General features: G+C 58.6%; 16 protein-coding genes and 1 pseudogene. 10 read left to right on the top strand and 7 right to left on the bottom strand.

The window, feature by feature from the left end; genetic code table 11:
- Positions 1–65: 65 nt before the first annotated feature.
- The 3 genes from P0648_RS18525 to P0648_RS18515 are packed head-to-tail and all read left to right on the top strand — an operon-like array spanning position 66 to position 3,263.
- Entirely contained in the window at positions 66–809 is a 744-nt protein-coding gene (locus P0648_RS18525) for an ABC transporter ATP-binding protein (RefSeq protein WP_277506354.1), read from the top strand.
- Positions 802–2,025 (top strand): FtsX-like permease family protein, encoded by a 1,224-nt coding sequence (locus P0648_RS18520; protein WP_277506353.1) that lies wholly within the window; start codon positions 802–804, stop codon positions 2,023–2,025. The genes P0648_RS18525 and P0648_RS18520 overlap by 8 nt, the downstream gene beginning before the upstream one ends.
- On the top strand, positions 2,022–3,263 hold the full coding sequence (locus tag P0648_RS18515) for an ABC transporter permease (RefSeq protein WP_277506352.1): 1,242 nt from the start codon (positions 2,022–2,024) through the stop codon (positions 3,261–3,263). Before P0648_RS18520 ends, P0648_RS18515 begins: the two co-directional genes overlap by 4 nt.
- Here P0648_RS18515 and P0648_RS18510 read toward each other — a convergent pair.
- Positions 3,241–4,657 (bottom strand): annotated as a pseudogene (locus tag P0648_RS18510) (TIGR00341 family protein). The gene P0648_RS18515 and the pseudogene P0648_RS18510 overlap by 23 nt on opposite strands.
- 264 nt (positions 4,658–4,921) lie before the next feature.
- On the opposite strand from P0648_RS18510, the gene P0648_RS18505 reads away from it, so the two are divergent.
- Positions 4,922–6,286, top strand: a complete 1,365-nt coding sequence (locus P0648_RS18505) for a metallophosphoesterase (protein ID WP_276248673.1) — start codon at positions 4,922–4,924, stop codon at positions 6,284–6,286.
- Between the two features lie 194 nt (positions 6,287–6,480).
- Complete coding sequence (locus P0648_RS18500) at positions 6,481–6,861, top strand: DUF5518 domain-containing protein (protein ID WP_276248672.1); 381 nt, start codon at positions 6,481–6,483, stop codon at positions 6,859–6,861.
- Positions 6,862–7,164: 303 nt separating this feature from the next.
- Here the strand turns inward: P0648_RS18500 and P0648_RS18495 are convergent, their stop codons facing one another.
- The 3 genes from P0648_RS18495 to P0648_RS18485 all read right to left on the bottom strand — a co-directional run bounded on the left by P0648_RS18495 (position 7,165) and on the right by P0648_RS18485 (position 9,412).
- A complete protein-coding gene (locus P0648_RS18495; RefSeq protein WP_277506350.1) occupies positions 7,165–8,055 on the bottom strand; it encodes a universal stress protein in 891 nt (296 codons plus the stop codon).
- A 149-nt stretch (positions 8,056–8,204) separates the two neighbouring features.
- Complete coding sequence (locus P0648_RS18490; RefSeq protein WP_277506348.1) at positions 8,205–8,618, bottom strand: winged helix-turn-helix domain-containing protein; 414 nt, start codon at positions 8,616–8,618, stop codon at positions 8,205–8,207.
- Positions 8,619–8,761: 143 nt separating this feature from the next.
- On the bottom strand, positions 8,762–9,412 hold the full coding sequence (locus tag P0648_RS18485) for a dihydrofolate reductase family protein (RefSeq protein WP_276248669.1): 651 nt from the start codon (positions 9,410–9,412) through the stop codon (positions 8,762–8,764).
- Between the two features lie 599 nt (positions 9,413–10,011).
- On the opposite strand from P0648_RS18485, the gene P0648_RS18480 reads away from it, so the two are divergent.
- From P0648_RS18480 to P0648_RS18470, 3 genes are all read left to right on the top strand, one after another.
- On the top strand, positions 10,012–10,521 hold the full coding sequence (locus P0648_RS18480; RefSeq protein ID WP_276248668.1) for a plastocyanin/azurin family copper-binding protein: 510 nt from the start codon (positions 10,012–10,014) through the stop codon (positions 10,519–10,521).
- A gap of 265 nt (positions 10,522–10,786) precedes the next feature.
- On the top strand, positions 10,787–11,986 hold the full coding sequence (locus P0648_RS18475; RefSeq protein WP_276248667.1) for a glycosyltransferase family 2 protein: 1,200 nt from the start codon (positions 10,787–10,789) through the stop codon (positions 11,984–11,986).
- Positions 11,987–12,234: 248 nt separating this feature from the next.
- Positions 12,235–13,326 (top strand): phosphotransferase family protein, encoded by a 1,092-nt coding sequence (locus tag P0648_RS18470; protein ID WP_276248666.1) that lies wholly within the window; start codon positions 12,235–12,237, stop codon positions 13,324–13,326.
- A 61-nt stretch (positions 13,327–13,387) separates the two neighbouring features.
- Here P0648_RS18470 and P0648_RS18465 read toward each other — a convergent pair whose 3' ends face one another.
- From P0648_RS18465 to P0648_RS18455, 3 genes are all read right to left on the bottom strand, one after another.
- Positions 13,388–13,726, bottom strand: coding sequence for a hypothetical protein (locus P0648_RS18465; RefSeq protein ID WP_276248665.1), 339 nt, complete (start codon positions 13,724–13,726; stop codon positions 13,388–13,390).
- 169 nt (positions 13,727–13,895) lie between these two features.
- Positions 13,896–14,441 (bottom strand): hypothetical protein, encoded by a 546-nt coding sequence (locus tag P0648_RS18460; RefSeq protein WP_276275055.1) that lies wholly within the window; start codon positions 14,439–14,441, stop codon positions 13,896–13,898.
- Between the two features lie 157 nt (positions 14,442–14,598).
- The gene (locus P0648_RS18455) at positions 14,599–15,321 is read right to left on the bottom strand and encodes a class I SAM-dependent methyltransferase (RefSeq protein ID WP_276248663.1); all 723 of its coding nucleotides are present in this window, start codon (positions 15,319–15,321) and stop codon (positions 14,599–14,601) included.
- 151 nt (positions 15,322–15,472) lie between these two features.
- On the opposite strand from P0648_RS18455, the gene P0648_RS18450 reads away from it, so the two are divergent.
- Together P0648_RS18450 and P0648_RS18445 are read left to right on the top strand one after the other, a co-directional pair.
- Positions 15,473–16,012, top strand: a complete 540-nt coding sequence (locus tag P0648_RS18450) for a hypothetical protein (RefSeq protein WP_277506344.1) — start codon at positions 15,473–15,475, stop codon at positions 16,010–16,012.
- Between the two features lie 412 nt (positions 16,013–16,424).
- Positions 16,425–16,991: a helix-turn-helix domain-containing protein gene (locus tag P0648_RS18445; RefSeq protein WP_277506343.1), complete on the top strand. Its 567-nt coding sequence runs from the start codon at positions 16,425–16,427 to the stop codon at positions 16,989–16,991.
- Positions 16,992–17,053: the final 62 nt, after the last annotated feature.

Here is a 17,053-nt window from a genome sequence, read left to right as displayed (position 1 = left end):
AACAACAGTCAGCGCCTCGTGACACTCGGGGCGACTGAAACGCTACGCTATCCCATCCATTCCACATGACCCACGCCGAACACGCCGCCGCAGAACCCCGCGGAACCGCTCGCGTCCGCTGTGAGTCCGTGAGTCGCGTCTACTCGCGAACCTCGGGAGGTGGCTGGTTTTCGAGGCAAACTGAGACACCAGTCGTGACCGCGCTCGACGACGTGTCGCTCACCGTCCGCGACGGCGAACTCGTCTGTCTCACCGGCCCGAGCGGGAGCGGGAAGTCCACGCTCCTTCACCTGCTCGCGGGCCTCGACACGCCCACTTCGGGGACCGTCTCGCTCGCGGGGACGGACCTCTCCTCGCTCTCAGACCGGGAACGAACTCGCCTGCGTCTCGACCGCGTGGGCATCGTCTTCCAGCGATTCCACCTGCTGTCTGCGCTTTCTGCGCGTTCGAACGTCGCCCTCCCGTTGCTCGAACGCGGCGTGAAACGAAGCGCCCGGAGAGCGCGAGCGACCGATTTGCTGGAACGAGTCGGCCTCGGCGACCGGATTACCCACAAACCCGGCGAACTCTCGGGGGGCGAACAACAGCGCGTCGCCATCGCCCGGGCGCTCGCGAATGACCCGGCCATCCTCATCGCCGACGAACCCACGGGCGAACTCGACACTGACACGGGGCGGCGCATCCTCGATACCCTCTCGGAGCTCGCTACCGAGCGCGCCGTCGTCATCGCCTCTCACGACGCACAGACGCAGGCAATCGCCGACCGCATCGTGAAACTCAGAGATGGCCGCCTCGTGAGCGATGGGTGAGGCGTGGTCGCGGTTCGCGGGGACGGTTCGCCTCGCCCTACGTCGCCTGTTCGTCGGGGGTGCGGCCTCCCCTCAGCAGGTGCGCCTGAGCGTGTCGAGTGTCGCGGTGGCCATCGCGCTCATGCTCGTCGTCACCGGCCTCAGTCTGGGCCTCGTCACCGACGCGACCGTCCAGAGCGACGACACCGACTACTGGGTCGTCCCCGACGCAGGCTCCGGGTCGAGTTCCGTCGTCTCGGTCGACGGCCCGCGCTTTGGTGACGTCCACCGCGTGAGCGCAGGCCTCACCGCCCGAGAGGACGTGACCCACGCGACGCCCGTGCTCGTAGACGTGTTGCGATTTCCCGGGGAGGGTGATGATGCTCAACCCGAGTACGTCCTCGTCGTGGGCGTCGTCCCAGGTGAGCACCACGTGACCATCTCGGGCGTCTCGACACGCGGACTCACGCCCGGCGACCCGCACTTCGCCGATGGCTCCTACGCGGGGCCGTGGACGGGTGAGGCCGTCGTCTCTGCGGGAGCCGCGGAAACGATCGGCGTCTCCCAGGGCGGGTCGTTCACGCCCGCCTCGGCAAATCGCTCGTTCAGCGCGGTTCGTGTGAGCGAGGCGACGGGCGCAGACCAGCTCCCGGTCGTGCTCGTCCACCTCAGTGAACTCCAGGTCGTCGCGGGGGCGACGAGCGGCGACCAGGCAGACCAGTTGCTCGTCGCGACCGACTCGCGGGACGTGAAATCTCACCTCGAAGGCCTCTATCCCCACTCGTCGGTCGTCACGCGGGGGGACATCTTCACGCCGCAGTTGCTGAGCGAGGACGTTCCCGTCTCGGTGGCCGTGACCGCACTCCTCGTCGCGCTCGTCATCGGGACGCTCTCGATTGCGACTACGATGGGCCTCGCCGTCGCCGCAGACCAGCGTGACCGCGCCGTCCTCGCGGCCATCGGCATCTCGCGGCGCTCACGGTCGGTGTTGCTCGTCACGCAGACGCTCACCGTCGCTCTCCTCGGGGGGATTGGTGGCATCATCTTGGGCGTGGGCGGCATCTTCCTCGTCAACGAACTCGTCGCCCCCGAGTTCGGTCTCGACGCCGTCGCCGCGTTCGACGTCATCCTGGTTCCCTACGCCCTCGGCGTCTCGGTGCTCATCGGCGTCCTGAGCGTGCCCTACCTGCTCGCGCTCGCGGGTCGGACGACGAATCTGGAGGTGCTCGGCGAATGATTGGCAGCCGACTCCGGGCTGCCGTTGGCCTTGCCGTCGCGCAGTTGCGCCACAAGCGCACCCACACGGCGCTCGTCGTCGTCGGCATCACGCTCGCCGTCCTCTCCACGACACTGCTCGCGAGCGTGGGCTACGGCGTCGTCGCGACGGGCGAGGAGAAGTTCGGCTCGGCGAATCAGGACCTCTGGATTACCGCTGGTTCGGTGCAGTTTGCACCCGGCTCTGTGGGTGGCGTCGAGAACAAACTCGTCGATTCCCACCGCGTGGCGCGGGACATCTCCAGCAGGGAAGACGTGAAAATCGCCGCGCCGATGGGCTTCCAGACCATCTATCTCGGCACCTCGCCCGACCCGAACGCCTTCGAGACGGTGGTCGGCGTGGGCGTCCCCGGCGTGAGTGCTAACGCCATCTCGCTGTCCGCAGGTCGCGGGTTCGTAAACGGCGACCCCCACTACGCGGGCGGGACCTACGACGGGCCGATGACGCACGAAATCGTCGTCGACCAGCAACTCGCCCAGCGCTACAATCTCTCGGTCGGCGACACCGTCTACGCGGGCGGGACCATCGCCAACGCCAGGCAGAATCGCTTCACAATCGTCGGCATCTCCTCTACGTTCAGCCAATTCTTGGGAGCACCGACGGCCACCCTTCCACTGAGTGAACTCCAGACGCTCACCGGGTCTGAAGGCTCAGACCCCGCCGCACTCATCACGGTCACGCTCAAGCCTGGCGCGGACCCAGAGACCGTCGCCGAGGAACTACGCGCCGAGTACCCGAACTATCAGGTGCGGACGAACCAGGAGCAACTCCAGTCGGTGTTACAGGGGCAGGCGCTCGTCATCGCGAGCGGGGTGACTCTCGTCGTCCTCGCGCTCGTCGCGGGCATCGCACTCACGGTGAACGTCCTCGCCATGCTCGTATTCCAACAGCGCGTCGAACTCGCTGCGCTCAAGGCTGTAGGCCTCTCCTCGCGGACGCTTGGCGCGATTGCCGCGAGTCAGGGCCTGCTGCTCGGACTGGTCGGAGGCATCGCAGGCCTCGCCCTTACTCCCATCGCGGTACGGGCGCTCAACTTCGTGGCTGCTCGACTCGTGGGCTTGGAGGGGCTGGTTCAGACGCCGCCGTGGGTGCTTCCCGTCGGCCTGTTCATCTCGCTCGTCATCGGGACGATTGGCGCCGTTGTCGCGGGCGTCCGGGTTGCGAGAATCGCACCGCTCACGCAACTACAGAATCGGTGACGAAGGCTTCCCCCGCTGATTGTACCAATCGAACGTCAGTGTGGGACGCGACCGACTGATGTTGGATGACGCCAACCGTCGCTGTCACGTCTGCGGGAATGCTTTCTGAGACCTGTTCTTCGATAAATCCAATACGGACGATGACGTCGTGGCCGGTTCGTTCGGTCAGGAAGTCGTCAAACAGCTGTGCGAGTTCTGGATTCCGTTCGACATCGACTGGCAGCCCGAGGATGATGTTCACTTCTATCTGGTTGTTGAGGATATAGTCGGTGGCGTCGTACTCGACGGAAATGTCGACAAGCACGACGCCTTGCTCGCCAGTCGCTACCTCATCGAATATCGCCTCAACGGTTGATTGTGTCTCACCACGGATGGACTCGGCCTGAAACGTCGTCCACGTAACTCCACCGAGGACCACCGAGAGGACGACGATACCGACAGCAATAATGGCGACGCGAGAGCGAAGCGACGAGACCATCCCTTGATGCTGATTCGATTCTAACGGCTTGAACCCCGAAAGATAGAACAGTACGAGTGCGGAGATGTTGATGGCAAGAAGATTCACGACCACCAGCACGGTTGCGGCGAGCGCCACCAAGGGATACCCCCACGCGAGCCCAAGCCCTGCGGTCGCTGCTGGTGGCACGAGCGCGACGGCGATCGCCACTCCGACCAGCGAGGAGCCGGCTCCGCGCATGATGCTGAATGGCCCCAGCGATGCCTGAGCCGAGTGCGAGAAACAGCGAGAGGAAGTTCGGACTTGTCCGCTCTGCCACCTGCGGTATCCCGAGAATGTCCAGGTCGGGGGGAACGAGAATCGTGTGTTGGACGATGAGCCCCATTGCCGCGCCAATCAGGATTGCGATGATGAGTCCTGAAATCTGCAGTTTGACCCCGCGAGAGGCCATTTTCTGGTCGCCGAGGACCGTTCCGACGCTCGCGGAGATGGCAGGCCCCATCAGCGGTGCGACGACCATCGCGCCGATGATGGTGGCCGCAGAATCGAGCAACAGCCCCGTTGTCGCGATGATAGTACTCAGAATCAAGAACGCAAAAAACGTGGAGTTCGCCGGTGCAAAATCCTGTGCCCGGGCGAAAAGTTCGTCACGCGAGATGCGCAGGCCTGGGAATCGTGCTTCCAGTGCGGCGATGCGCTGGGAGACGACGGTCTCCGTCGAGAGGACGATGGCGTAGGAATCGTCGCGTATCCCCGCCCGCTCGAGCTCGTCCATGATTTGCTCGACGCAGCTTATGGGAATCGGGAACTGGACCATCGCCTCGAAGCCCCCTCGACTAATCTCCGGAAAGACAGCGTAATCGATGCCCTGTTCGTCGAGTGTTGTGAGAACAGAGTCGACGTTCCCCTCCGGGATGAGCACCTGCACGAGTCGCATACAGTCTGAACGACATAACGAAGGATAAATCGGTCACTAGACTTACCCTCGTCTGTGTCTGGGATTGCTTTACCGGTGGGACATCCCTCCACGTTTTACGCGGCTCAATAACCCCCAGATTCGCCACAGAACGGTCGTTTGTAGTGTAAGTTGACCTGCTAGTGTAAGGTATTAGCCGACGTACTTCTCCCATCTAAATCTGTTTCGGCCTACCGATGTGAGTCCATGTTCGTACGGTCAATTGGGGCAGACAGCAACACGACAATGACGACAGACACAACACAGTACTATTTCATCAGCGACCTGCACATCGGCGGCGACGAGACGCTCCAGGAGGTCGAGTTCATGGACGAACTCCTCGCGTTCCTCAGGGACGTAGCCGAGCGCGACGAGGATGCTGAACTCATCGTCAACGGCGACGCGTTTGGGTTGTGGGAGTTCACCGAACTGGAGGGGCTCGCGAAGTTCGACGCGCTCGTCGAAAACTATCCGGAACTGTTCGAACAACTGCGGACGACCGGTGAGCGGGTTCCGATTACGTTCATGCCCGGGAATCACGACTACGAACTTGCGTGTTACCCGGAGTACGTAGACCGACTTGCGGCGTACAACGTCACACTCGAACAGGAAGTCGTCCTCACTCGTGAGGTCGCAGGCCGCGTCGTCTGGATCGAACACGGCCAACAGCGCGACCCGAACAACACGAGTCCCGACTTCGGCAATCCATATGCGAACCCACCGGGCTACTTCGTGAACACGCACATCACGAGCCGAGCAGGTAAACTCTCTAAACGTGGGAAGTTCAATTGGCTAAAAGATATCCAGTCGGTGACGCCCATGACACAGATTCCCGACTGGATGATATCGAAGTACTTCTACCGCGAGATGAGTCCGTTGCTCCGGTACTCGGCGGTTCCGTTCCTCTTGCTGTTCAACATCAGCGTGTTCTATATCATCCTCCTGTTACTCGACGTGCTGGGATATTGGTCACTCCCCTTTGTGGTGGTGTCTGAGCTACTCAGTCAACTTCGCATCCTGGGTGCGCTCATTGACGTGATACTATTTGTAAACATCGTCGTCATCGTGCTTCTCACGCTCATCTCGATTCCACTGTTCTTCCTCTACCGGGATGTAAAGCGTACGCTCACCCGCTTTGGGTTGATTGGAACCGACGACCCAGAAGAGGTCGAGGACACGTATACGCAGGCAGCCCGCGAACTGTTCGCTGAACACCCGGAGGTCGCGGTGTATCTTTACGGGCACACCCACCGCGCTTCTATCACGGAGGTCGACGGCCGCTTCGTCGTCAACACCGGCACGTGGTTGAAGCGACTTCACCGGCGGTCGGTCGTACTCGGACTCTTTCCGCGTGTGTTTTACCCGTCGTATTTGCTGAACTACGTTCGTATCTTTGCCGACGACGATGTTGTCGTCATCGAGTACGAAGTCATCGACAAGAAAAACCCGAAAGAACTGACGATACTGGAGCGAATGCTCACCCGGAATCCGAGAACCGACGTGCCGATCCCACGACGGTCTGTCGTCACGGGAGACGGCCGACAGCCACCTTCTGTATCCGAACACGTCGTGGAGGGGCAGTCCACGACCGTCAAATCCGCTGAGGAATGAGCTCTCTCTGTCTACGCTGCTTGGTGGTTGAGCCGGGACGCTCGCAAGGAGCTTGTCTTGTACTTTTATTCAAGAATACTGTTTGAAATTGGGAAATATTCAACTCTAGCTGAAGATTTTTCAGATTTTCTCAGCAAGCGTGAACTCTATTTATACGCTAACAGGTGGAATTAAATGCTGTTATGGTAAAGTGGATGGCAGTCCTTTACGGTATCATCGCGAGCATCGTTATCGGCCTCATCAGCGGTCTCGGTCTTCCCTTCACGGATGCGACCCTTCCGACTATTGGAGCGGGACTGTCCGGACTTCTCGCGGGTGGCGTCGCCGGTTACTACGCCTCTGAAGGGGTCGGGAGTGGTGCCCTCCACGGGCTTCTTGCCACTACCATCGGTGGACTCATCGCCGCACTGTTCTTGCTCGTCATCGGGACGCTTGCGGCAGGTATCTTTGGGTTTGGTGCAGGTATTGCCCTCCTGATCCTCGTCATCGCAACGGGCATTCCCGGTGCGGTTGGCGGGGCACTCGGCGGCATGCTCAGACCGAAAGAACAGCGCATGGGCCGCCCTGCCGCCTGAGCCCGGTCGATTTCGTCACCTGATATCCCGTGGCCCTTTTTGGCCGGTGGCGCTTTTCTGAAAAGCCGTGGCCATATCATCGGTGGACTGCAGTCCAACTGTGCGTCTGGGCCGTGAACGCCCCACCACGTCAGCTCCCGCTCGTCCGCGAGAACGACCCACGAGCAATCAGTGGAACTACGCTTTCAAAAATGGGACACGTGGGACGGCCCATCCTTGAGTAAAATTGATGCCACGGCTCGAAAACTCAACTCCACTGCAAACGTAGGCGGAGATTGGCGATAGCTGACTTACCGTCCCGGTCTATTCCTCTCGTTTCACCACTAACACGGGAACGTCCACTGTCCGCAAAACAGTCGAAGCGACGCTTCCGAGGAGTTGTCGACGGAGGTTCGACCGGCCGTGTGAACCCATCACCACGAGGTCGATGTCGTTCCCCTCCACGTACGCGCGAATCCCGGCCCCGACGCCCGCGAAGGTAGTCTGCGTGACCACCTCGGCCATCACGTCCAGGTCGGGTGCCGATTCGTGCACCGACGATTCGATTTCGTCGACCGCGGTTTGCCCCTCGGCTTCAAGTCGCTCGACGAATTCTCGCTCCAGTCCGCCGGCGTCGAAGAGCCCGCCTGCGGATTGCAGGTCGACGACGTTCAGGACGTGGATGGCTGCGTCGTAGCGTTCTGCGATGGTGATGCCGTGGTCGGTCGCGTCTGCTGCGTTCTCGCTGCCGTCCGTCGTGATGAGTAGACGGGAGACTTCCCAGGCCCCGTCCATCCCTTCCTCGGGGACGACCAGCACGGGAACGTCGCTCTGGTGGATGACGCGTTCTGCGACCCCGCCGAGCAACCGCTCGCCGAGTCCCGTGAGGCCCTGCCTGCCGACGACGAGCAGGTCTACACCTTCTTCGTCGGCGAATTTGCTAATCTCGTCTCCGGGCGTCCCCTCGCGCATCGCGGTCTGGACGGGATGGTCGAGGTCCGAAGCGAGTGCCTTGATGTCGGCGAGGATGTCCTCACCGCGGGCTCTGAGTCGCGCTTTCTCCGGCTCGGAGGTGGTGAGGCGCAGGCGTTTGTGTTCGACGACGTGGAGTGCGGTGACCGTCGCGGCGAATCTGTCCGCGAGCTCGAACGCTCGGCGTGCAGCTCGCTTCGCCTCTTCGCTTCCATCGACAGCGACCACGATGTGGGCGTACATGGCTCTCCCTAGTCTTAGACCGGTAGGCGCTTTATCATTTCCCAGCTATGACTCTCACGCTTGAACTGCTGGAACTGTTCGTGCCTGCTCGCAGTAGTACTTGGAAACAGCAACTCACGAAAACGAAATGATCGAAGCTTCGTGACCGCTCAGTTCTCGGCTGAACCGCTGTACATCTCCTCGAATTCCTGCTCACCACGGATGAGGCTATCAACGCCATCTGAGAGCGTCACTTCTCCGAAGATGGTTGCTCGATAATACGTGTCGAGGCCGTCCTGTCCACGCTCCGTGCGTTGCCGTTTTTCGACGAGGCCGACGGAAACGAGCTTGTTGAGGTGGTAGTGGAGCGTACTGTCGTCGATGTCGAGTTCGGCTTCGAGTTCTTTGGGACTCCTGTCTCCGCTGTGGACCAGCCGATAGAGTATCTCGTAGCGCGTCCGGTGCCCGACTGCGGCGTGCATTGCCAGATACTCGTCGAGGGTGAGGATGCTGTCTTCAGGGAGGAGGTCCGCTGGGTCCTCTGGAACTCTATTGTCACCAGGGTGTCCACGATTCGTCGCCATCGTGTTCGAACGTATGGGTGAATACCGCTTAGACTTTCTCAAGCCAGGATTTTTCGAAAACACGGGTTTTTAAATTGCACTTTAATTGTCTTACATGGCTGTAGAATCAGGGTACCCGGTTCTCGTGGGCTACTCGTGCTGGTTCACTCCCCTTCTTCCAGCGCGAACGACCCGTACTCGATGTCGCCTGCCCGCTCGTATCTGAGCATCTGGACGCCCGTACTCGAAGTGTCCGTCCGCGTCAGTTCGAGGTTTCCGGGAACGGTTCCTTCCGCGAACAGGCGCTTGCCCTCGCCGAGGACGACCGGGAACACCCAGAGCCAGAACTCGTCAACGAGGTCGTGGGTGAGCAGCGTCTGGAGCAGGTTCTGACTCCCCTGGACCAGAATCACGTCGTCAGAGTCGGCTTTGAGGTCAGCGACTGCTTCTGCGACGTCGCCCTCGAGGAGCGTCGAGTTGTTCCACTCCACGCTGTCGATGGTGCGTGAGGCGACGTACTTGGGCATCGAATTGAGTTTCGCCGCCATGGGGTCTGCGTCGTCGACGTGTGGCCAGTGGCCGGCGAAGATTTCGTACGTCTTTCGGCCAAGGAGGAGTGAATCGACCCCATCTGACTGTTCGTCCATGATTTTCCCCATCCCCTCGTCCCAGTAGTTCACCGACCATCCACCGTGTTCGAATCCGCCCTCTCGGTCCTCGTCTGGGCCGCCCGGCCCCTGCATCACGCCATCGAGCGTGAGGAAGGTTCCGACGACGAGACGTCCAGGGATTTCGCGTGGCGCTGAATCACTCATAACCTGAATCTTCGAGCCACCAGCCAATAGTTCTATTCACTGTTCGAATCCGTAGAATGAAATCCGGAGAGCTGGTGTCTGGGAGTTCCTCGAGGAGCGCCTCACGTCGGTTCGGATGAATCGACGTACGCGTGTGTATTGCACTACTCATCGCTCTATCGATGAGTGACGGCTATTCATTTACTCTCTGATATCTATACTGCGTATTAATAAGATAGAAAACCATTCAACGGCTCTCTACACCCTCGTTTACTCCTCTCTATTCGCGTGGCTTTTCCTGACCACCATCTCCCATTTCGATATACAATTATTTTTTCATAACTTGTTCATTACTTTCCCCTGTATTGGACTCTCTGCCTAGTGTACTCATGACCGAGAACGACAACGTCAGAGATCTGCATCTAAGCGACGAAGAGCTCATCGAGGTCCTGAAGAATCATGGTGTGAATCGCCGGCCGCTAATGAAGTTAATCGGTGCTGGGGCAGCCCTTTCATTGTTCGGCGGCACTGCGGCTGCGATGCCAGCCGACGGCCGTGGCAATCGAATAGATACAATATACGGTGCCCCGTATGCCGCAGGTGAGACCGTTCCATCTGGCTTGGTTGACCACACCGTCACGCTCCACATTCACGAAGGACCGGGTGACCACCCCGATTTCCCCCTTGAAGAGTCAGGTGATGAGATTCCCGCAGAGTTCTTCTTCGACCCCGCTGGCTTGCACGTCCGCCCTGGTGAAATCGTCAATTTCACGATTCACAACGGGCTTCACACAGTGACGGCGTTCCACTCGAAGTTCAGCGAACCGCCGTTTTTCACGCTCCCTGACCGCGTACCGACGAGTAACGGATTCACCTCCCCACCGATGTCGGTCGACGATTCATGGCTGTATCGCTTCACCAAACAGGGAGTGTACGACATTCTTTGCTTGCCACACCTCGAACTCGGGATGGTCATGCGCATCGTGGTGTCCGGAGATGACAACGTACCCGACGACCCCTACGGCCCACTCCCCATCCCGAACGCCGGTGCAGTGTTGGGCGCACCAGAGCTAACTCCAGAAAACATCGTCAACGAGGGTTCGGTTCCCTGGGCAGATCTCTCGCTCTGAGATATCACTCTGCTCGAACGACGAATCTACAGTCACACGTAGCCACGATTGGTCGTCCCTATGATATTGAATATTTAACATTACTTCGGCGGGTTTCCTGTACGCTACCAACCAAAATGGCAAAGCAGTGTTTTAACCCGCCTATGCGTGTTATCTCGGCACATATATTATGTCCTATCTAAGCCGTTCTAAACGGAATGAATGAAATAAAATACAAAAAACGATAGTTTCAGCTTTTGTGATAGTGCTTTCTCAGACGAGTACGATGAACGCAGAACGTGTCGCGACCGTACTCCTCGGCGGAGCGTTACTCGTTTCCGCCACAGCAATTGCCATTCCAAATCAGTTCACGAGTGGCCCATTCACTGGTAACCTTCTCGCTGTTGTCCTGTGGGGAACAACCGCGCTATTTGCCGCGACTGCAGCCTTCTGGGTCGCGCTCACCTACGTGTTGGGCGCAGGGTACGAGCCACCTGAATCCATCTACGGTGGCGACGAAATTCAAGTTCGTATCTTGACCATTGACGCCGAAGCTGTCGTCCAAGCAACGGTTGATTCACTCCCTTCGGAGTTAACCGACAGACACGTCATCGCAGAAGAACCAATCGACATCGACGGCGCGACAGTCCACGTGGTTCCAGACGAGTTCGAATGTCGCGCCGTTCAGAAAGGGCGGGCAATCGAATGGGCTCGCCGTACACTCGATTGTGACCGCGAGTTCGTCCTCTATCTCGATGAGGATAGCGTCGTAGAGCAGTTCGATGGCCTTCCAGAGGCAGACATCGTACAGTTGCGCGAACGCCCCCGTCGAACCGGTTCTGTGCTCTCGTATCTCGCTGATGTCTACCGAATGGGCGTGCAGATAGAACAGCGTGCGTTCGCTCGGTTACAGATTCCACTCTTCGCATGGGGCGGTGGCATCGCAGTTCGCAGTGCTATAGAAAACGAGGTGACCTGGGACCGAGAGACGCTCGTCGAGGATACCGCGTTCGTCTGGGCGGCCGCTCGTCAGTTCGATATCGACTTCGCGCTTTCAACGGCCACCTGTCGCAACGAAGCACCGCCGTCGCTCGGCGAAATCCTCCAGCAGCGTCGTCGCTGGGCGGCCGGAAATATCGACGCGACCGCTTTGCTCCCCTTCCGTTACCAACTGCTGACGCGGGTGCGTAACTTTGCGTGGGCGCTTTCACCTGTCGTCACCGTCGTGGCCGTCCCATTGGCACTCGTCGGCGTGAGCGTCGTCTATGCTGGACTATTCCTCCTCGCATCGCTCACGCTCGCCTCGTTTACCGCCTTCTGGTTCGTTCGCGGCATGCTCTACTATGGTGGCGCAGAACTCAAGTGGTTGCTCGCGCTTCCACTCGTTCCACTCGTGAGTGTCGTCCATTCGATGGGAACGGTCGTCGGTATCCTCCATCCTCCGACCACCTTCCGTGTGACAAAGAAGGTCGGCATTCGTGAATAACGGCGTTCCTGGCGCTTGACGTTGGCGTCGATACTGCGGATATCGATGCGGCAATTCAGCGTAACGAGTCCATCAAATGCAGCAACGCGACTGTCTTCGTTCTCCCGTTTCTCGGGCACGACTATGGTGTCGGATTCCTCCTACGGCTAAAGCCGTGGGCTTCCTCCTTGCATCTGTGTGATGCTCCAACCAGGCAGAGTCCGCTTTCGGGGAGAAGACACTTACCGGGCGACCAGACAGTTCACTTCGTGTTTGCGAGTCTGGGGTACGTAGACGAACTCATCGAAGCCGCGAACCGCGGTGACGAGAACGTTCGCTTGAAGGTGGGAGTCGACGGAACAGCAGTCGAACAGGTTGCACAAGAGACGTTTCCAGGCGCCGACTCGGTCGTCGTCCACGAGGACTCCATGGCTGGCGACGGTGGCGTCACGTACACGTTCACGATTCCGGAGACCGACGCGCGGTACGTCGCCAAGTTCGCTCCGGACGATGCCACCTCACTCGTGAAGGGGGCGGGCATGTATCGCGCTCTCGCGAAGGTTGCTCGACTCCCGGTTCCTGCGGTGTACGCCGTCGAACGCGACCCGAGCGTGGTGGACGTTCCGTACTCGATCGTCGAGTACGTCCCGGGCGACGAACTCACGAGCATCTCGCAGTTCAAATCCTTCTCGCGGGACACAAAGCGCACGCTCGTCCGGGAGATGGGCCGGACACTCGGCCTCCTTCATTCGGAAACCCGATTCGATTACTACGGCGACGTGGCTGTTTCACAGGCTGGCAATCTGCGGGTCGATTCGGGCGTGACCGATTGGCGGAACTACTACCGCGAGGAGTACACCAGCAATCTCGACGACGGTTCGGGCTCACCCGTCGACGACCTGGCCGAGCGGGCAACAGACTGCTTCGCCGACGCGGCCGCGGACATCGAACCCGACACGGGACCAGTCCTGCTTCACGGCGACTTCACCCCGGACAACCTGATTTTCGAGGACAACCGCGTTCGCGCCGTGCTCGACTGGGAACACGCCACGGCTGGCTGTCGGGCAAAAGAAGCCTGGGAGGTCGAGGAGGCCATCGTCAATCTGTTCACCAGCGAGCGAGTGCGGGCCGACCTTCGAGAGGCGCTATGGTCGGGGTATGCAGAAACTGCGTCGGTGACAGAGAATTTCCGCGCGATGAAGGACCTGTTCGCAATCGGTGCGGTCACCCGAGTCGGGCGCGTTCACGCGGCGTGTTCGGATGTGGTCGAGGATTTGGACGAGGAAGAATTTCGGGTTCGAGCTGAGCGAGAACTGGAACGGCGACTTCGGCGTATAGGTGTCGGAAGCAGCCCGTGGTAGAGCTTCATCCACCGAACTGACCGAGGTTGACGGTAAAACGATTGACGAGCGCTAGAACGCACTAATCGATAAATCCCCTTAGTAATGGTTTTCCGCCCTGCCACTGAATTGCTTCCAATGCTACTGGGAATTGTTGGAGCCGTTGGTCGAGGACGGCGAGCGGATGCGCGTCGATGAATTCCACTTCATACCTGTCGACCTCGATGTTTTCGTATTCCAACTGAACGTGACACTCGCCTAATTCGGGGTGGTCTGCATCCTGATGAAAGCCAAGCATGAGGTTGCGCTCTGGTTCGACCCAGTTGATACGATAATACTCGTGGTCACCACCAGGAGGATACCAAAACCGTATCTCCAACTGAGCGTTCTCTATTGGATACGTTTTGCCCAAGAACGCCACCGTGTCAATCTCAGCGAGTACGTATCGGGGCCGTCTTCGAGAAGGGCGATATCGGATATTTTCACATCCTGCCTGTTTCGAGAGTCGACCGTGAATTTCTTGGAGCAATGACCGTTGCGTATAGCGGTCGCGACCTGCAAGGAATATCATCGATTGAGAAAATTAGCGATTAGCTTGTCACCCGGTCAGTTGCATTTGACATCTGCTCGCGAGCGGCTTCCACGTCGGAATACAATGCCAGTGCGTGCTTGATGAGTTGCCTGTCCTGTTCGTTTTCACGCCAAACTGCAATAACGTCGCGCCGTTCGCGGAGCTCACTACTCGATAGGTCACCATCTGCGAGCGACTGTTCGAGTTCTTCCCACGTCTCGACAGCGTACCTCGCCTGCCACTCTTCGATTTCTTCGGTGATTGCTGTCAATTCATCTCGAAGTTCTTCGCGAGCGTTCTCCTCGATGAGTGTGCGGATTTCATCGAACAGCAGTCGCGTAAAATCTGGTTGGTAGCGAGCCGTCTCACCGACCTCGACACGGCGTAGTCGGCCTTGCTCCACGAGTTCTTGGAGTTCCTCGTTCGTCGTGCTCCACGCGGCGTTCGCTTGCTCACTGACCCAGTTGACGGACCGAGGCTCGCGCATCGATTCTGCCACTGCACGAATCCGCTCTCGTGCACTCATCGTCTCAGACCACGACTGAACCCTTGGTGATTCCCCCATATTTGCTACCTCTATTTCTGTCTTCGCGACTATCTCTCAAATATCTTTGTACACTCTTGAATAATCAAGGGTGCTTGATTTCCACCTGCCGTCTCGAAACTCACGCGCCTCGGAGTCAGGCCCCTCGGAACTACCCGCTGTCCGTTTCTTTTCCGCCTCAAACTTCGGCCTTCGACGCCCGAACACACAGAAACGTCGGGTAGCGCAGTCGTTTCTCGTAAGACTGTGGATTTTTGTCTTTGAACGACGCCTGCGGCGTTGGCTCGACCAGCTCATCCAGTACAAACCCGGTTTCGAGGAGTGGATTGATTGCCTCAGCAAGCGGGCGACGATAGAACGGCACCTCGACTTCCTCGCCCGAAGCCTCCCACGTCATCCGGTGCTGTTCAGTCTCGAAGTAGTTCTCGGCATCGAACGCGATGTACTCGTCGACGGGATGCTGGGCTGAAAAGACGAGAAAGCCACCCGGTTTGAGGATGCGAGCGAACTCGCTGAAGGGTTGCCGCCAGTCTTCGACGTAGTGGAGCGAGAGGCCGCACACCACGCCGTCGAACGTGCCGTCGTCGACGGACTCGAGCGGTTCGGTGATATCTGCCTGGCGAATCGCTACTCGGTCGCCGAGTCGTCGCCGCGCTTGTTCGAGCATCTTGGCGTTTGCATCGACAGCGAGGACGTCCGCTTCCTGTTCGACTAACCAGTCTGCGTACCGCCCGTGTCCACAACCCGCATCGAGGATTCGCTTGCCCGCGACGTCCGGAATGAGGTCCTTCATCGCCGGGAACTCGAAATCTGCGCAGTAGGGGTCGTCTTCCTGCGTCGTGTACGTCGCTGCCAATTTATCGTAGGCGGCCTCGACGGTGGGACTCTCATCGGGAGACATGAACTGGCGTTTGTGTCATTCGTAGATTAATGTAGGTGGCTGTCCTCCTGGCGGATTCATCCTCGAGCCCAGCACCATAAACAGAAATAATACAGTTTACAGTAGATATATTGCAGAGAAACTCGTTGGTGCATGTACGAGATGGTCAAGTATGGATGTGACTGATACGCCGGAGGGAATACCTGGTGAGGGGGAGGAACCACCGAACTTCGATGACTGGGAGTCTCCAGACGAGGTTCTGAAGGCTGGGCCAATTCGAGAACGGATGCTTGATGTGATTGTCCAGTTGCGGGAGCCAACAAAGGTATCGTCGATCGCTGAACGAGTGGACTGTGACACGGAGACGGCTCGTGACTATCTACAGTGGTTTGCTGAGATGGGCATCGTCCACGAACTGTCTGGACGCCCAGTGCGGTATGAGCGCAATGAGTCCTACCTGAAATGGCATAGAGTTGAGCAACTCCGCCAGCAGTATTCCGAGGCTGAGATTGTCGAGCAACTCACGGAAACGCTTGACGCGATGGAAGCATATCGAGACCGCTTTGGGGTGGAGTCGCCTGACGAGGTGTCGTTGGTTGACGCAAGCCGTGAGGGGTCGGTCGAGGATATCTGGGAGGAAGTATCTAACTGGAAGTCGCTCGAGGAGCGTGCGACGCTATTTGATGCCGCTCGTCGTGATTGTGAGATATGAAGTGCCCTGACTGTGGCGAACCGTTGACCATCGAGGTTGGTCCTGACATCCCACCTACCATATCGGTTGTGGACGCGATTTGTGTTGCCAGTGAGAATGAGACTATTGAAATTTCACGGGTTTGCTGGACCTGTGGCTGGCTCGAAGAGCGTTGCGTTCGGGTCGAATCGATTGATATCTCTCCAGACGACGACAAGGTTGCCAAGCGAGCTAACCTACTGGCTGAAATAACAGATGAACTGCACACAATCGAAGACCTTGCTACACTTGAGTCTATCCGTACACGCGTGAAACAGCGGTGACCATTCGGTCTACCCGACAATCTTGATCCCACAAGAAGTATTGGCAATCTTGGATACACTGTTCTGCCTTCACCAAAAGTTAATACACTGTCCATAGAACATGGATTGTGATGTCTGCAGAACATCCTCCACGCCCAGCGCCAAACCCCGAGGAGACGTTCAACGACCTCCTCACGTACGCTGAACTTCTAAACACGCCACGGTTGGCTCGGCTCTATATCTACATTCTACGGTACGGCCCGGTTGAAATCGAGACAATCAAACAGGACCTCGACATGGCTCACTCGACGACCTACAAATACATCGGCCAACTTGAGGAGATGGGGGTCCTCTCTCGGAATGAGGATGCAACACCAACGACCGTCTCCGTCGTCCCGATTCAGCTTCAGCTCGACACCCCGCACGGCGATGTTTTAGCTACGCCTACGCTCATCGACGCAATCGGTCGGCAGCTTGAGTCAGCAGATATTCGCGTGTTCGTCGAACGGCAAGGCATCCCCAAACTGGCTGCTGCACTCCACTACACGCTCCGTATCATGGATGGCGAACTTTCCCAGCGAACTGCGGCATCGAAACTCGGGGTTCATGCCGTCGAAGGCATGACTGTGTTCACCGCTCTCCAGGAAGTTGTTGAGGACGCCGCGTCCTATGACCCATTCCTCAAAGAGAACGTGTGATGTCGGGGAGAGAAATCCCACGCGACAGTCGAGCAATTATCGATAGTAGCGTGCTATTCGCT

Origin of the sequence: Haladaptatus sp. DYSN1, assembly GCF_029489995.1 — an archaeon.
In the GTDB taxonomy this organism is placed as follows: domain Archaea; phylum Halobacteriota; class Halobacteria; order Halobacteriales; family Halococcaceae; genus QDMS2.
This window is presented reverse-complemented; position numbering and strand designations above follow the sequence as displayed.

What these genes read in the sequence shown, in the direction of transcription:
- P0648_RS18525 (WP_277506354.1), top strand. Translation starts at nt 66, where the DNA reads ATGACCCACGCCGAACACGCCGCCGCAGAACCCCGCGGAACCGCTCGC.
- P0648_RS18520 (WP_277506353.1), top strand. Translation starts at nt 802, where the DNA reads ATGGGTGAGGCGTGGTCGCGGTTCGCGGGGACGGTTCGCCTCGCCCTA.
- P0648_RS18515 (WP_277506352.1), top strand. Translation starts at nt 2,022, where the DNA reads ATGATTGGCAGCCGACTCCGGGCTGCCGTTGGCCTTGCCGTCGCGCAG.
- P0648_RS18505 (WP_276248673.1), top strand. Translation starts at nt 4,922, where the DNA reads ATGACGACAGACACAACACAGTACTATTTCATCAGCGACCTGCACATC.
- P0648_RS18500 (WP_276248672.1), top strand. Translation starts at nt 6,481, where the DNA reads ATGGCAGTCCTTTACGGTATCATCGCGAGCATCGTTATCGGCCTCATC.
- P0648_RS18495 (WP_277506350.1), bottom strand. Translation starts at nt 8,055, where the DNA reads ATGTACGCCCACATCGTGGTCGCTGTCGATGGAAGCGAAGAGGCGAAG.
- P0648_RS18490 (WP_277506348.1), bottom strand. Translation starts at nt 8,618, where the DNA reads ATGGCGACGAATCGTGGACACCCTGGTGACAATAGAGTTCCAGAGGAC.
- P0648_RS18485 (WP_276248669.1), bottom strand. Translation starts at nt 9,412, where the DNA reads ATGAGTGATTCAGCGCCACGCGAAATCCCTGGACGTCTCGTCGTCGGA.
- P0648_RS18475 (WP_276248667.1), top strand. Translation starts at nt 10,787, where the DNA reads ATGAACGCAGAACGTGTCGCGACCGTACTCCTCGGCGGAGCGTTACTC.
- P0648_RS18460 (WP_276275055.1), bottom strand. Translation starts at nt 14,441, where the DNA reads ATGGGGGAATCACCAAGGGTTCAGTCGTGGTCTGAGACGATGAGTGCA.
- P0648_RS18455 (WP_276248663.1), bottom strand. Translation starts at nt 15,321, where the DNA reads ATGTCTCCCGATGAGAGTCCCACCGTCGAGGCCGCCTACGATAAATTG.
- P0648_RS18450 (WP_277506344.1), top strand. Translation starts at nt 15,473, where the DNA reads ATGGATGTGACTGATACGCCGGAGGGAATACCTGGTGAGGGGGAGGAA.
- P0648_RS18445 (WP_277506343.1), top strand. Translation starts at nt 16,425, where the DNA reads ATGTCTGCAGAACATCCTCCACGCCCAGCGCCAAACCCCGAGGAGACG.